The sequence below is a fragment of the Butyrivibrio sp. M55 genome, from assembly GCF_900116865.1.
GTDB lineage: Bacteria > Bacillota > Clostridia > Lachnospirales > Lachnospiraceae > Butyrivibrio.
In genome coordinates, this window is the sequence record NZ_FPCD01000001.1 from 43,401 (window position 1) to 59,153 (window position 15,753).

The 15,753-nt window shown below is 41.1% G+C and carries 16 protein-coding genes; 12 read left to right on the top strand and 4 right to left on the bottom strand.

Annotated features, from left to right (window positions below; genetic code table 11):
• Positions 1-69: 69 nt before the first annotated feature.
• From BM398_RS00205 to BM398_RS00250, 10 genes are all read left to right on the top strand, one after another.
• Complete coding sequence (locus tag BM398_RS00205; RefSeq protein WP_242949724.1) at positions 70-528, top strand: RNA polymerase sigma factor; 459 nt, start codon at positions 70-72, stop codon at positions 526-528.
• Positions 518-1,231: a hypothetical protein gene (locus BM398_RS00210; protein WP_092335928.1), complete on the top strand. Its 714-nt coding sequence runs from the start codon at positions 518-520 to the stop codon at positions 1,229-1,231. Before BM398_RS00205 ends, BM398_RS00210 begins: the two co-directional genes overlap by 11 nt.
• Positions 1,228-1,917: an ABC transporter ATP-binding protein gene (locus BM398_RS00215; RefSeq protein WP_092335929.1), complete on the top strand. Its 690-nt coding sequence runs from the start codon at positions 1,228-1,230 to the stop codon at positions 1,915-1,917. The genes BM398_RS00210 and BM398_RS00215 overlap by 4 nt, the downstream gene beginning before the upstream one ends.
• Position 1,918: 1 nt before the next feature.
• Positions 1,919-3,049 (top strand): ABC transporter permease subunit, encoded by a 1,131-nt coding sequence (locus BM398_RS00220; RefSeq protein ID WP_175531778.1) that lies wholly within the window; start codon positions 1,919-1,921, stop codon positions 3,047-3,049.
• Positions 3,050-3,073: 24 nt separating this feature from the next.
• Positions 3,074-3,925 carry a PHP domain-containing protein gene (locus BM398_RS00225; RefSeq protein WP_175531779.1) on the top strand — a complete coding sequence of 284 codons (852 nt, stop codon included), beginning with the start codon at positions 3,074-3,076 and terminating at the stop codon, positions 3,923-3,925.
• Positions 3,926-3,984: 59 nt separating this feature from the next.
• A complete protein-coding gene (locus BM398_RS00230; protein WP_092335932.1) occupies positions 3,985-5,361 on the top strand; it encodes a TrpB-like pyridoxal phosphate-dependent enzyme in 1,377 nt (458 codons plus the stop codon).
• A 104-nt stretch (positions 5,362-5,465) separates the two neighbouring features.
• A complete protein-coding gene (locus tag BM398_RS00235) occupies positions 5,466-6,629 on the top strand; it encodes a glycosyl hydrolase family 8 (RefSeq protein WP_092335933.1) in 1,164 nt (387 codons plus the stop codon).
• 148 nt (positions 6,630-6,777) lie between these two features.
• Positions 6,778-7,389, top strand: a complete 612-nt coding sequence (locus tag BM398_RS00240; RefSeq protein ID WP_092335934.1) for a hypothetical protein — start codon at positions 6,778-6,780, stop codon at positions 7,387-7,389.
• Positions 7,390-7,467: 78 nt separating this feature from the next.
• Positions 7,468-7,770: a Dabb family protein gene (locus BM398_RS00245; protein ID WP_092335935.1), complete on the top strand. Its 303-nt coding sequence runs from the start codon at positions 7,468-7,470 to the stop codon at positions 7,768-7,770.
• A gap of 113 nt (positions 7,771-7,883) precedes the next feature.
• Positions 7,884-8,459 (top strand): hypothetical protein, encoded by a 576-nt coding sequence (locus BM398_RS00250; RefSeq protein ID WP_092335936.1) that lies wholly within the window; start codon positions 7,884-7,886, stop codon positions 8,457-8,459.
• Positions 8,460-8,519: 60 nt separating this feature from the next.
• Here BM398_RS00250 and BM398_RS00255 read toward each other — a convergent pair whose 3' ends face one another.
• Both BM398_RS00255 and thrH read right to left on the bottom strand, forming a co-directional pair.
• Positions 8,520-8,939, bottom strand: coding sequence for an HIT family protein (locus BM398_RS00255; protein ID WP_092335937.1), 420 nt, complete (start codon positions 8,937-8,939; stop codon positions 8,520-8,522).
• 39 nt (positions 8,940-8,978) lie between these two features.
• Positions 8,979-9,578, bottom strand: coding sequence for a bifunctional phosphoserine phosphatase/homoserine phosphotransferase ThrH (gene thrH, locus BM398_RS00260; protein WP_092335938.1), 600 nt, complete (start codon positions 9,576-9,578; stop codon positions 8,979-8,981).
• A 123-nt stretch (positions 9,579-9,701) separates the two neighbouring features.
• Between thrH and BM398_RS00265 the strand changes: the two genes are divergently transcribed.
• Both BM398_RS00265 and BM398_RS00275 read left to right on the top strand, forming a co-directional pair.
• Complete coding sequence (locus tag BM398_RS00265) at positions 9,702-11,336, top strand: Mbeg1-like protein (protein WP_092335939.1); 1,635 nt, start codon at positions 9,702-9,704, stop codon at positions 11,334-11,336.
• A gap of 239 nt (positions 11,337-11,575) precedes the next feature.
• Positions 11,576-13,108: a zinc ribbon domain-containing protein gene (locus BM398_RS00275; RefSeq protein WP_175531780.1), complete on the top strand. Its 1,533-nt coding sequence runs from the start codon at positions 11,576-11,578 to the stop codon at positions 13,106-13,108.
• Positions 13,109-13,168: 60 nt separating this feature from the next.
• Here the strand turns inward: BM398_RS00275 and BM398_RS00280 are convergent, their stop codons facing one another.
• Both BM398_RS00280 and BM398_RS00285 read right to left on the bottom strand, forming a co-directional pair.
• Complete coding sequence (locus tag BM398_RS00280; protein ID WP_026654658.1) at positions 13,169-14,044, bottom strand: phosphoribosylaminoimidazolesuccinocarboxamide synthase; 876 nt, start codon at positions 14,042-14,044, stop codon at positions 13,169-13,171.
• A 31-nt stretch (positions 14,045-14,075) separates the two neighbouring features.
• Complete coding sequence (locus BM398_RS00285; protein WP_027208831.1) at positions 14,076-15,716, bottom strand: ABC-F family ATP-binding cassette domain-containing protein; 1,641 nt, start codon at positions 15,714-15,716, stop codon at positions 14,076-14,078.
• Positions 15,717-15,753 lie beyond the last annotated feature (37 nt).

Below are 15,753 nucleotides of genomic sequence, written 5' to 3' on the forward strand. Positions count from 1 at the left end.
GTTATTTAGTGCCGCACATTTTCGTGGTGATATCCGTTAATCATTATGAAGGGGGTCAAAACTGAATCCATGGACTTAGAAAAAGCTTATGACAAGATATACCGGTATACGTACTTTAAACTTAATGATCAAGCCGTTGCGGAAGATATAGTGCAGGAAACGTTTCTTCGCTTTATGGAACAAAGAGGAAGATTTAACGATTATGAAATGCGATATTTATATACCATAGCCAGAAATCTTTGTATTGACGAATTTAGAAGGGTTAAACCGGAACCATTGCCTGATGACTATGAACAGAGGAACTTTTATTCGGGGAAATCCACGGAAGATATAGTGATGGTTCGTGAAGCGTTATCACATTTATCTGTTGAAGATCAGGAATTATTGCTATTAAGGCATGTGAACAAAGAATCGGTTGGAACTATCAGTAATGCGCTTGGAATATCCAGATTTGCGCTTTATAGACGGTTGAAGGCAGCTGAGAATGAACTTCGCATGAGATTGGAGGTGGAGAAAAATGAAGGATGATATGGAAAAACTTTTAAGTGACGCTTTTTATGCGCCGGAGCCAAAGAATAAACAGGCATTTCTTAAGAACATACGACCAAGGGAAATAAGCACATTTGAAATGATCCTTCAGCAGTTTTCTTATATCAGATTTTCCGTTTGGCTATATGTACTGGGATTGATCGTGGTCGTGGTTTCGGGGGCGTTATTACAATTTGAGGCTATAAGAATTCTTTTTACCATTATGATGTCTTTTACTGCGGTAATTACGGTTCTGGAGACAAGAAGATCAAAAAAATTCGGAATGTCGGAATTGGAAATGGCAACGAGATATTCATTAAAAAGTGTGGTTATTGCAAGAATGTTGATCGTTGGAATGGTTTCACTTGCTGCTTTATTCATCTCGTCACCGATTATGGCAATTTCTTTTCATGAGGATGTAATAATCACGACAATGCGAACAATGATTCCGTATCTTGTTACATTGTTCGTCAGTCTGAGATTTGAGCGAAGTGTACTTGGAAAATCGACAGAATATGGTTCTTTGGTTATAGGATTTGCTGTTTCAGCAGCTATGATCTTTTTTCACACTAATTGCAGGGAGATTATCATTGGATACATTGAAATGGTAGAAAAGTGGGGCGTTTTTATAGTGGTATTACTTATTGCATTAACTGTGTCTGAGCAATGGAAGACCGTGAAAAATGTGGAGGAGTTTGCATGAACTTATCAGTAGACAGATTATCTAAACAATACAAAAACAAAATTGCAGTTGATCGGATATCTTTCAATCTTACGGATGGTGTGACCGGCTTATTGGGGGCAAACGGAGCGGGAAAGACGACACTTATGCGTATGATGTCGGGAATATTAAATCCGACAAGCGGATCTGTGACAGCAGATGGTATTCCTGTTCAGACAGAAGAATACCGTGCTCTTCTGGGCTATTTACCGCAGGATTTTGGATATTACCCTGAATTTACTGCAAGAGAATTTGTGCAATATATAGCGGCACTTAAAGGAATCGAGAAGAAAAAAGCAAAACGAAAAACGGAAGAATTATTGGAGACGGTAGGCCTTTCTGATGTTGCAAATAAAAAGATCAAGACTTTTTCCGGAGGTATGAAACAAAGAGTCGGTATTGCACAGGCTCTTATAAACGATCCGAAAATTCTGATTTTGGATGAACCGACTGCAGGACTTGATCCTAAGGAGCGCGTACGTTTTCGAAATCTGATCGCAGAGATCGGTAAAACAAGTATAGTCTTATTTTCAACGCATATTGTGTCTGATATTGAGCACATCGCCGGCAATTTACTTATGATACGTGACGGACAATTGATTTATGAAGGAAAGTGGGACAACAGGAAAGGTGACCTTGAACAATTCTATATGGAGGAGTTTGGCTGACATGAATAATCTCGGAACGCTTTATAGATTTGAAATTAAAAAGATCCTGAAGAATCGAGTAACTCAGGTAATGTTGGTAATCTTATGTATAATTACCATACTGGAAGCGATAGTTCCCGGTCTGTCTGTGACACGAGATAAGCGCGATGCACGTATGGAACTGAACGGAAGAATTATTGATGATACATTGCTGAATGAAATGTATCAAAATATAGATGATAATGGACATTCGTCAACCCCGAATAATGAAAAGTATTTTGAAATATGTTACTTGGAACAGACTTCGATCCCCGGGCCTGATAATGTTCTTGCTGATTACACGGCAGAAGATATGTATAGGGCTCGAGAAGAACAAATTTTGGGATATATGGATGATATAGAGCTGAGCGATCAAATTATTACCCACTGGAAAGAAACAATGAAAAATGAAAAGCCTTTTAAATATATTTATTCGTGCGGAAGTCTTTTCTTATCACAGGGACTTGGCGTAATGATGTTGATAATCATGCTTTTGTCTGCATTATGTCTTACTACGGTATTTACGATTGAGTACAGGCAACGTACGGATCAGATTGTGCTAAGTAGCAGGAACGGCCGAAAAGAGACTTATCTTGTTAAATTATGCGCGGGGCTTTCTGTTATTATTGCAAGCACTGTTTTTGCAACCGGACTACTTACAGTGCTTATACTTGTAATATACGGTAGTTCGGGATTTGATTCTATTGTTCAGTTATCATCGCCGTTTTCAACATATCCTTTTTCAATGGGGCAGTTCATTATTATTCAAATGATAATAATGATCACGGTGGTAATAATGTATGCTGTGTTTGCAATGGTGGTTTCAATATTTACTAAAAACAGTCTTGCCGTTATGGGGATGATGTTTGGTGCATATCTGTTTGGAGAGCTTGATGCTTTATCGTATAAGGCAGGGAATATATCTTTTCTGAGAACTTTAATGCCGTCATATGTAATCAGCATGCATTCTCTTTCGGAATACAGGATGCTGAATATCGGAGGTAAACTGTTTACGATATATGTTGCTTCACCGATACTATATCTGCTAATATCAATCATATTAACTGTTGTAGGAAGTATGGTTTATGAAAAAGGTCAGGTTAACGGCCGCTGATACCTGCAAGATATAGGAGAAATCATGAGAGCAATCGATCTACATACACATTCAACATATTCTGACGGAACGTTTTCTGTAAAAGAGCTGATTGACAGGGCGCATGAAAAGGGGCTTGCTGCGATAGCGCTGACAGATCATGACACAGTGGACGGCATTGATGAAGCCATAGAATATGCCGCTTCGAAATATCCGGATTTAGAAGTTGTTCCGGGAGTGGAGCTCTCTACGGAAGGCGAAGGAAGAGAAGTACATATCGTGGGACTATATATAGATAACCACGATAAGGAATTTGTAGATGGGCTTAGTGCTTTTATTGATTCGAGAACTGTTAGAAATAAGAAGATGTGTAAGAAGCTCACTGAAGAGGCTGGGATTCCCATCTCGTATGTGGAGCTTACCAAAGAGTTTCCGGATACCGTGATAACAAGGGCGCATTACGCCAAGTTCATGGTGGATAGGGGATATGTAAACAGCAGAGCGGAGGTTTTTGACAGATATATAGGAGACCATTGCCCGTACTATGTCGGAAGGGAGAAGATAACTCCGGAAGATGCCATAAGGAGCATACTTAAGGCTAAGGGAGTTCCTGTTTTTGCCCATCCTATCTTGTGCAGATTCGGCGACGACAGACTGGATGCGTTTGTAGGAAAGCTTAAAGAGGCGGGGCTTGTCGGCATAGAAGCTGTTTATTCAACATATGAGAGAAGAGATGAGACTCAGATAAAAGAGCTGGCTAAGAAGTACGATCTTCTTATCAGTGGCGGATCTGATTTTCACGGGGCAAATAAACCTGATATAGACCTTGGAACGGGCTGTGGAAGGCTGTTTGTTCCTGAGGATTTACTTATACCTATAAAGGCTGCAAGAGGTTGACATTGCAGTCTTTTTTGTGCTTTAATGGACTAAATTGCGAAAGTTAGGGGGCTATAATTATGAGTCAAAATAATATTCCTTATAAAATTTATTTGAGCGAAGATGAGATACCCAAGCAGTGGTACAACGTAAGGGCTGATATGAAGAACAAGCCTGCGCCGCTTCTTAATCCTGCGACATTGCAGCCGATGGGATTTGACGATCTTCGTCCTGTTTTTTGTGATGAACTTATTAAGCAGGAACTTGATGATACAACTGCTTATATCGATATTCCGGATGAAATCCGTAGCTTCTACAAGATGTACAGACCCGCTCCTTTGGTAAGAGCATATTGTCTTGAGAAGGCGCTCGGAACTCCGGCTAAGATTTACTACAAATTTGAAGGTAATAACACAAGCGGAAGCCATAAGCTTAACTCCGCCATTGTTCAGGCATATTATGCTAAGCAGCAGGGCCTTAAGGGTGTTACCACAGAGACCGGTGCAGGTCAGTGGGGAACAGCTCTTTCTATGGCATCTGCATATCTTGGAATTGACTGTAAGGTATACATGGTTAAGGTTTCATATGAGCAGAAGCCTTTCAGACGCGAAGTTATGCGTACATACGGAGCAAGCGTAACACCTTCTCCTTCAATGGATACAGAGATCGGAAGAAAGATAAATGCCGAGCATCCCGGAACAACAGGTTCACTTGGATGTGCTATTTCTGAGGCTGTAGAAGTTGCAACCAAGACAGAAGGATACAGATATGTTCTCGGAAGCGTACTTAATCAGGTCCTTCTTCATCAGACTGTAATCGGTCTTGAGGCAAAGGCTGCACTTGATAAGTATGGCATCACTCCCGATATCATCATTGGATGCGCTGGTGGCGGATCAAACCTCGGAGGACTTATTTCTCCGTTCATGGGTGAGAAGCTTCGCGGTGAAAAAGATTATCAGATCATTGCTATTGAGCCTGCAAGCTGCCCGAGCTTTACAAGAGGTAAGTTTGCATATGACTTCTGCGATACCGGAATGGTTTGCCCTCTTGCCAAGATGTATACACTTGGAAGCAACTTTATTCCTTCTGCGAACCATGCGGGCGGACTTAGATATCACGGCATGAGCCCTATTCTTTCACAGCTCTATCACGACGGTTACATGGAAGCAAGATCTGTTGAGCAGACAGCTGTATTCGAGGCAGCAGAGCAGTTTGCAAGAGTTGAGGGAATTCTTCCCGCTCCCGAGAGCAGCCATGCTATCAGAGCTGCCATTGATGAAGCTCTTAAGTGCAAGGAGACCGGTGAGGAAAAGACAATTCTCTTTGGTCTTACAGGAACAGGCTATTTCGATATAGTTGCTTACCAGAAGTTTAACGACGGTGAGATGTCAGATTACATCCCTACAGACGAAGAACTTGAGAAGAGCTTTGCAACACTTCCAAAGGTAAATATTTAAAAAAGTAAATGCTTAAAATTGAGGCAAAAGTGATTTAGGATGATAAGTCACTTTTGCCTTTTTTGTTTATAATAAGAACTATGATTACTATAAGGAGGGTTCTTATGGCGGCGTATAATGACAAAAAATACAGAAATGTTTTTAGTGAGATCGGAAAAAGCGATGCTGAGATCGAAAAGAAGATCAAGGATGCGGTAGATACCTTTTTCTATGGATCGGAAGATGAGAGAATTTATCATCCCGTGGGCGATGATATGGGATATCTTGAGGATACTGGCAATCATGACGCTAGGACTGAAGGTATGTCTTACGGAATGATGATGTGTGTTCAGCTAGACATGAAGGAAGAGTTTGACCGTATCTGGAAGTGGTCCAAGACCTACATGTGGATGAATGAAGGTGAAAACGAAGGCTATTTTGCATGGAGCTGCAATGTAGACGGATCAAGGAATTCTGACGGTCCCGCACCCGACGGAGAAGAGTTCTACGCGATGGCTCTTTTCTTTGCATCTCACAGATGGGGCGACGGAGAAGGAATCTTTAATTATTCAGCAGAGGCAAAAGAGATTCTCAGGGCCTGCGTTCACAAGGGTGAGAACGGCAGAGCCGGTGCGCCTATGTGGAACAGGGACAATCATCTCGTTTTGTTTGTTCCGGGACATCCTTTTTCAGATCCTTCGTATCATCTGCCTCATTTCTATGAGCTTTTCGCAGAGTGGGCTTATGAAGAAGATAAAGAGTTCTGGCAGACTGCAGCCAAGGAGAGTAGAAAGTATCTTGTAAAGACCTGCCATCCTGTTACAGGACTTAATCCCGAGTATGGAAATTTCGACGGATCTCCTGTAAACGATCCCATGCCTTGGGACGGAAGTATTCACGGAAGATTCTTTAGCGATGCATACAGAACAGCAGCTAACATTGGTCTTGATGCGGAGTGGTTTGGAACAGATGAAGGCCAGCTTTCTGTTCCACTTAAGATGATGAAGTTCTTCGGAACAGATATTGAGGCAATGAGATGCGTATATGAAATTGACGGAACAAGCCTTGAGCTTCCTGTTCTTCATCCTGTAGGACTTCTTGCAACAATGGCCCAGAGCGCACTTTCAGTTCCTTACAGCAAGGCTGAAGGCAGTGACTTTGAGATTGCGTCAAAGTGGGTTGAGTGGTTCTGGAATCAACCGCTCAGACAGGGTAAGAGAAGATATTATGATAACTGTCTGTACATGTTTGCACTTCTTGCTTTGTCAGGAAAATACAGAATCTGGTAATTGAATTAAGGGATTATTGCCCCGTGTTTTCGGGCTATGAGCAATCGTGTTATTGCTTAAAGCCTGCAAACACGGGGCTTTTTATTTGATTTGAAGCAACGAACGGCTCAATAACTTGTGTTATCATATAAAGCATATTGGAGGTTATATGGAAAAAAAGAAGATAATTAGCATTGCTTTGATGATAGGCATTTGCGTATTGATGTGGGGAATATTTTTTATGCTGGGGATTAAGACGATAGGTGCGGTACTTGCTCCTATTGTAATCTGTTTAATATGCTGGGGAGCCGGTGTGGCATATGATAAGCTCATTGATAAGACAGGCGAGAATAAGAAGACTTTAGTAACAATACTTTTACTTGCCTTTTTGGGAGTTCTTTCTGTTTTGTTTCTATCAGAAGGAAAAGATATAGCTGGAAAGGTAGTCAGCTTTATTTTCCCCGGTGTACTCGGAGGAATGATATTTGCGGGAGGATGCCTTGGAAATAAATGTAAGGCGGATGATGCGAAAAAGCTTAATATGTTTAAGGGCATTGCTGTAGGTGTTGGAGTTGTTTTTCTCCTGCTATATGTATTTGCTGTGTTTAATAAGCATGTGATTGGAACCCTGAACGATGTATTGCAGATGATCGTTTTTGGGGTGATATTCTTTGTTGCAAGCTTTCTGGAGAAGACGTCTGAGTCTGAGTGTGATGATACAGAAGAGAGCGCTATAGAGGAACCTGCTGAAACTGTGGAAGAAAATACACAGGAGCACTAAAAACTATCAATAGGTTCGATTTTAATAGTATAATATTAATTGAATTGCAAAAAAAGCAATATAGAGGAGGGGAACCAAATGGTAAAACATGTAATTATATGGACACTTAAACCGGAGCTTGATTCTGAAGATAGGGCTATAGTTATTCCGAGGATAAAGGAACATCTTGAGGCTTTAAAGGGTGTTATTCCGGGAATTGTTGAGCTCAAGGTATATACTGACGGACTTGCTTCTTCAAATACCGATATCATGCTTGATTCAACATTTGAAAATGAGGAAGCACTTAAGAATTATGCAACGCATCCCGAGCATGTGAAGGTGGCAAGTCGCTATGTACGACCTTACACATATATTAGAAGTTGCTTTGATTATGAAGTGTGAAAATAGAGTATTAAAAATAGGATATTATAAACAAATAATTAACTTTTGATAGTAATTATTCGAATGCTGTGATATCATACAAAGCGTAATATTGTTTTTAAGGAGAGAAAAGTATGAAAAAGAAACTTTTAACATTATGCGCTATTGTATCTATAAGTGCCATGGCAATAGCATGTGGGGATACAGCCGCTGAGACTGAGGAACCCGCTGTAGAAGAGTCAGCAGAAGTGGCTGAAGTTGATACTCAGACAGACGCAGCGGATGCAGAAGTATCTGAGGAAGCGGATGATGCTGCATCTACCGATGGTAGTGGCGAAGAAGGAAAGTATTCTGTATTTACAGATGCCAGCGATGCTGAGGTAGAGGCATATGCACAGAAGGTTGTAGATGCAGTTCTTGCAAAAGACTGGGATTCTGTTGGCGATATGATTTCTTATCCTATCGGTTCTAAAGAGGATAACAACCTTTGCAATAATAAGGAAGAGTTTGTGGAATATGCCAAGAATACAGGTTTTGATGATGAATACTTCAAATCACTTTCAGATTGGAAAGTTTCAGATTTATGGGGCAACTGGCAGGGTGGTTGTATTGATGATGGAAATATCTGGTTTAGTGGTGTAAATGATGAAGGATTCAAGATTCTTACATTGTTTGATTTACGCATGGGTGATGCTACAATAACAGATTAAATTTAAAGGGCTAAGCACAAATAATCAGTGCTTAGCCCTGTTTTTTCTATCAAAGTTCTATCAAAGATTTGCTTTGATCTTAGCGATAATTTCGCCGTACTCAGCATCAGTAAGGAATTTCTCCTGAGGATTCATTGCGAATACGCCGCCCCATTCATAGCCATCCTTGTACTTGGGTACGAGATGCATGTGAAGGTGGCAGAGAGTATCACTGTAAGCGCCGTAATTAACCTTATCGGGATTAAATGCAGCGTGGATAGCCTTTGAAGCGCGGTTAACATCTGCAAAGAAAGCGTTTCTTTCTTCATCGGAAATGTCTACCATTTCATGTACGTGATCCTTGTATGCTACGATGCATCTTCCAAGGTGGCTTTGCTCTTTAAAAAGAACAAGCTGGCTTACTCCGAGGTCACAGATTTTGATTCCGAATTTTGCAAGGGCTTCTCCGCCTGCGCAATAAGGACAATTGTTGTCTTTCATACTTCTTTTCCTTTCAAAACGTCAAATTCTATTATGATATTATAATGCTTTTTTGATCGCTTGTAAAAGGTCTTTGTACTCTTCGAATGCAGGAAGATCGGGATAATCAGCCTTGATCTTATCTGTAGAGCGGAAGAGGAAGCCTGCTTTTGAAGCCTGGATCATTCCAAGATCGTTGTAGCTGTCGCCGCTTGCGATGGTATCATAGCCGATTGACTGAAGAGCCTTAACGGTTGTGAGCTTTGAGTTTTCAATTCTCATCTTGAAACCTGTGATCTCGCCGCTTTCTGCAACTTCAAGAGAATTGCAGAAGATTGTGGGCCATCCGAGCTTCTCCATAAGAGGAGTTGCAAACTGTGTGAAAGTATCACTGATGATGATTACCTGAGTTGTCTTTCTGAGCTCGTCGAGGAACTCTTTTGCTCCCGGAAGCGGATCGATCTTAGCGATTGTGTCCTGAATCTCTTTGAGTCCGAGACCATGCTCTTTAAGGATTCCGATTCTCCATTTCATAAGCTTATCGTAATCGGGCTCGTCTCTTGTTGTTCTCTTAAGTTCAGGGATTCCGCTTGCCTCGGCAAATGCGATCCAGATTTCGGGAACGAGCACGCCTTCAAGGTCTAAACAAACAATATTCATTATTTTATGCTCCTATTTCGTATTTTTTCTTTGACGATTTTAACACATTAAAGCGATACAGACAATGTTTTGTTGGACAAATCTCACATTAGGATTAATATTAATTATAAGAGGTAAGAGATTATGGCAAATCTTATAAATTATATTAAATGGCGCGGGGATCTTGATTTTGAGCAGTCGCCCTTTAATGAGGTGGACAATCTTGCACTTTCGCTTCTTATATACAATGACTTAAACGGGATTGTTCCCGATTCGGAAAACGGCGGTAAGATTTCGGTCAAAAAAGCCGCCGACATATATTTTAGTACGCATCCTATCGATGGACTTTCGAGAGTCGATTTTGATTGGGTGCTACTTTACATGGCAAAGAGTAAAAGGTTTGGGGAACTGACACTTTCTGATTATCTTGATGTCAACGATATGGACAAAGACATGCTTATAACGGCGATGACGATACATTTTCCGGACGGAAGCCTGTTTGTCTCATTTCGCGGAACGACTATGGATATCGATGACTGGAGGATGGATTTCAAGATAAGTTTTGAAGAGATCATGGCGCAGAAAGAGGCTGTGAACTATCTTAGATATATTTTGTCCAAGTACGCAGGCGATGTGTATGTCGGAGGGCATTCAAAGGGCGGAAATCTGGCTGTTTATTCCGCAATGAATCTTCCAAATATAGTTCAGCCAAGGATCAAGCATGTTTACAGTAACGACGGTCCCGGAATCTGTCCTGAACTTCTTAATGAAAGGAAGTTTGCAAACGTAAAGTGGAAGCTTACGCATATTGTGCCTACGTACAGTATTGTTGGAATGCTCTTTGAACTTGATGTTCCGCATAGGATAGTTGCAAGTGACGGCGAGAGAATGCTTCAGCATTCGGGAATGACCTGGAAAGTTGCGGGAGATCATTTTGTTACAAAAAAGCACCTTACAGAGGAAAGTTCTGCGCTCAACAGAGTTATCGATGACTGGATAGAAAACGCTACAATGGAGCAACGAGAGGCGTTTACGAGGGATATTTTTGATGCAATGAAAGCAGGAGGTGCGGTCTCTTTGTATGACATTTCAAAGGGCGGATTCCATGATTTTGGAACGATTCTTTTATCCGCGGCGCAGTCTGAGAGTAAGACCAAGATTATTCTTGGAAAGTTCTTTGGATCTCTCTGGCGAGAATTTGAGAAAATAAGGGTTATGGAGGCACTTAAGACTCAGCAGGGCCTTATTGATGCATTTCTTATACTTCTGGGAATTGTGTTCCTTGCTATTCCTAAAGCTATCTACAACATGATAGGCGGCGCCGTTGCGCTTACGTGCGCGCTTTTTAGCGCTTCTAGAATAATTAAAGCAGGAATGCGCGATGAGAAGGCGTTTATCAAGCGTGGACGAATGCTTTTTCACATACTTGTTATGAGTTTCATGGTATTTATCGTGTCGAATATAGAGCGCATTCCGAAATGGACGAACGTGTTTATTTCAATTGTCTTTTTCACCATGGCGTCAGCAAGCGTTCAGTACGTTATCAAGCATAAAAAGACAATAAAGTCGGCGGGAAAATTCTGGATGATCCTTATAGCTGTAGTCAACATCAACATCGGTATCATTTCTTTTGCCACGCCGCAAAGGCTCACTTCAGTTAAATCTCTTACGGTCGGAAGCTATCTGGTGCTAATCGGAGTAGTGAGACTGCTTATTCAGATATTGTCGAAAAGACCTTCTTCAAAGGACAACGGATATTCCTATGAAGATGATGATTGATATTTTTCAGGAAGATGGGAGTAATCCGTACGCAAAAGTACCACCACCGGGAGTCTACCGCAGTGATGGTACTTTTATTTATTGTTTAAAGGGAGGTTATTTAGCAGGTTTATTTATCTTTGTAAGATATATCGGAAAAATCATATTGGGGTTTAGCGGTTTATATTTTTTTGATATATTGTTTAGAAATGGGAAATTTAGTTGAGGATAAAAATAGTTTGTTGAAGGAGACGAGAGTGATGAGGTGTACTGATTGTGGGAGAGAAATAAATAATGGAAGCAAATTTTGCCCGTACTGCGGAGTACCTGTAAAAAAGAAAAATGAAAAACTGTTGCTGATCGTTTTGGTAGTGGCTATTTTTGCAATTGCTGCGGGAGCTGTGTGTGTAATTGTTTCGAGTGTATTTGGCCGGATTAAAGAAGGTGGCGCGGTTTCTCAAGAGGCAAAATCCGGAATCAATATGGTTGCCGTCAATGGGCAAATATTCAATTCTTCCGGAGCTGTAAACGATAAGTTTAAGGGGACGGATTATTACGAATTTTATACCGATCCGGAAGGCGCAGTCGGAATGATATTTGCTGACGGAGGAGTATATATGATCGACTCTGCTCTCAAGGAAACTCTGATTGATGATGGTTGTGTGGATGCGGTAATGAATTATACAGGTGAATATGTTTATATTGCGACCTCTGAAAAATCCAAGCTTGGCAAAGGTCTATGCGTATACAGTACCAAAGATAATAGTTATAACTTGATAGAAGCGTGCGATATTACATACTTAAGCTGTATTACGGCTTCTCCTGACGGTAATACGGTGCTTGTTTCAAGAGGAGATGGAATTTTTATAATGGGTCTTGACGGAACGAGCGAAAAGATATACGACGAACAGCATAGTGTATCTAATGTGTTTGCTGTATCAAATGACAGAAAAGTGGCATATTTTTCGCCTGATCCCGGTGAAGGGCTGTTTTGCTGGAAAGAAGGCAATGTGATTAATCTTTATAATGAATACTTTGGCGGCTATATCGCTCTTAATTCTGATTGTAAAAAAATAATGTTTGAGAATACAGATGGATTGCGTTATTTTGATTCAAACGCAATGAACGAGTCTAAAGTGATTCTGTCATATCCATATTTTGATGCGATCTTTAAAGGAAAAGAATTTTTTTATTCAGATGTTGATGCAAATTATTTTCCGGGGGCTGATTCGTTTGAAGGAATGTACATAAAAGCCGATAGAAGCAGTTATTGGCTTAATGCCGATATGGAAGCTGTCTGCAAATCGGACAGCTTGGCATATGCATATTCAGACCGGGAATTTAAAGTCTATGATATAGAAGATGATTCGATAAAAGCAATTTTATATAAAGACGGAGAAACACAGACAGAAGAGTTGTACCACAATGATAATGGTGTATATGATGTTGCGGTAAGTGATAATGGCGAGGTTTTATGGATCTTATTGGATGATAAGATCGTTACATACAAAGACGGAAAAGTTATGAGCGAAGCATTTAAGGTTCCGGGTGATGGTTTTTCCATCGGAAATATAATGAATGATCCATTGAGTGATAAAGCGTATTGCTTAAGCGATAACGGAACTGTATTTGCTCTCGATGAAAATGGAAACCATTCCGAGATCGGAACAGTTAAAAATGCGTATGGTCTGTGGAGGGATTATTCCAATGGGAAAAGCATTATTGCTGTAGAAGATGATGATGGAGATATGACATATATTGTACACGATCACCTTGTAAAAAAAGACAGATAAGAAATTACAAAAAAAGCCGGTCGCATAAGCGGCCGGCGCATTTCATTCCTGTTATTTACATCAAACGTTAAGTTCTGAACCTGTAAGGAGCTTATAAGCTTCAAGGTACTTAGCGATTGTCTTGTCAATTACGTCCTGAGGAAGGTTGTAATCACACTCAGGATTAGCCTTTAAGTAGTCACGAACGAACTGCTTGTCAAATGAAGGCTGACCGTGTCCGGGTTCATAACCTTCTACAGGCCAGAAACGTGAGCTGTCAGGTGTGAGCATCTCGTCTGCAAGAACAACTTCGCCGTTCTCATCGATACCGAACTCAAACTTTGTGTCTGCGATGATGATTCCGCGAGTGAGAGCGTAGTCTGCACATTTCTTGTAAAGAGCGATTGTGTAATCCTTGATCTTTGTTGCGTACTCAAGGCCCTTTCCGGGGAATGCCTTCTCGAGAACTTCTACGCTGCGGTCGAAGTCGATGTTCTCATCGTGATCACCGATCTCAGCCTTTGTGCTGGGAGTGTAGATGGGTTCAGGGAGCTTGTCGCACTCTTTGAGACCTTCGGGAAGCTTGATTCCGCATACAGTTCCGTTTTCCTTGTAGCTGTTCCAGCCACTTCCTGTGATATATCCACGAACGATGCACTCAACGGGAACCATGTTGAGCTTTTTGCAAAGCATGCTGTTTCCTTTAAATTCCTCGCTTCTGAAAAATTCAGGCATATCGTTTGTATCAACGCTTACCATATGGTTGTTTACGATGTCCTTGGTATAATCAAACCAGAACTTTGACATCTGGGTCAACACAGCACCCTTCTTAGTAACTTTGTTCTTGAGAATTACGTCGAAAGCGGAGATTCTGTCTGTTGCAACCATGATAAGGTTCTCTCCGATGTCGTAAATTTCTCTTACTTTTCCTTCTTTTACGGGACTAAATGTCTGCATGCTTATGCTCCTCCTAATATAAATGCTTTAATCAGTCGTCTTCCTCTTCTTCGGCAACTGTATTATAAACTGTACGTTTTCTAGCCATCTCATCACTTTCAAGATATTCGTCATAAGTAGAACGCTTGTCGACAAGTGATCCGTCGGGGAGAATTTCCATTATTCTGTTTGCTGTTGTCTGAACAACCTGATGGTCACGGCAAGCGAAAAGTTCTACGCCGGGAAATTTGATCATTCCGTCGTTGAGAGCGGAGATTGATTCCATATCAAGGTGGTTTGTGGGTTCATCGAAGATAAGGCAGTTTGCGCCGCTTATCATCATCTTTGAAAGGAGACAACGAACTTTTTCTCCTCCTGAAAGAACCTTAACTTTCTTGACGCCGTCTTCACCTGCAAAGAGCATTCTTCCGAGGAATCCTCTTACGTAAGTTGCGTCCTTTATCTCAGAATAGCCTGTAAGCCATTCGGTAATGTTGTAGTCGTTATCAAATTCTTTTGTATTATCCTTGGGGAAGTAAGCCTGTGAAGTTGTTACACCCCATTTGTATGTTCCTTCGTCGGGCTCAAGTTCTCCTGTGAGGATCTGGAAGAGAGTAGTCTTTGCGAGCTCGTTTCCACCTACAAAAGCAATCTTGTCATCGTGCTGTACGACGAATGAAATGTTGTCGAGAATCTTCTCGCCGTTTATTGTCTTTGAAATTCCTGAAACGGTAAGAACTTCGTTACCGATCTCACGCTCAGGTCTAAAGTCGATGTAAGGATACTTTCTGCTTGAAGGCTTGATTGTATCGAGCTCGATCTTCTCAAGAGCTTTCTTTCTTGAAGTAGCCTGCTTTGATTTACTTGCGTTAGCAGAGAAACGTGCAATGAACTCTTTGAGTTCCTTGATCTGTTCCTCTTTTTTCTTGTTTGCTTCCTTCATCTGGCGAATCATGAGCTGTGATGACTCGTACCAGAAGTCGTAGTTACCGGCATAGAGCTGAATCTTGCCGTAGTCTATATCAGCAATGTAAGTGCAGACTTTATTGAGGAAGTAACGGTCGTGAGATACGACAATGACCGTATTCTCGAAGTTGATAAGGAATTCCTCAAGCCATGCGATAGCATCGAGATCCAAATGGTTGGTAGGCTCGTCGAGAAGCAGGATATCGGGGTTGCCGAAAAGAGCTCTTGCAAGAAGAACCTTGACCTTCTGATTACCGTCAAGTTCTTTCATGAGCTTGTAGTGATTTTCAGTTTCGATACCAAGTCCGTTAAGAAGGCTCTCTGCGTCTGATTCAGCTTCCCATCCGTTCATCTCTGCAAACTCAGCTTCGAGTTCACTTGCGCGGATTCCGTCTTCGTCAGTGAAATCTTCCTTTGCATAAATGGCGTCTTTTTCATTCTTGATCTCAAAAAGACGGGCATTTCCCGAAATAACGGTATCAAGAACTACCTTGTCGTCATATTTAAAGTGATCCTGTTCAAGGAAAGACAAACGCTGGCCGTCTGTGATAACGACATCGCCGTTTGTTGTCTCAATCTGACCTGATAAGATCTTCAAAAAGGTAGATTTTCCGGCGCCGTTTGCACCGATGATTCCGTAGCAGTTTCCTTCGGTAAATTTGATATTTACGTCTTCGAAAAGAGCTTTTTTACCAACTCTCAGTGTTACGTTATTAGCACTTATCATTAAAAATAGCCTCGCTTATTAATATAGAAATAGTCTT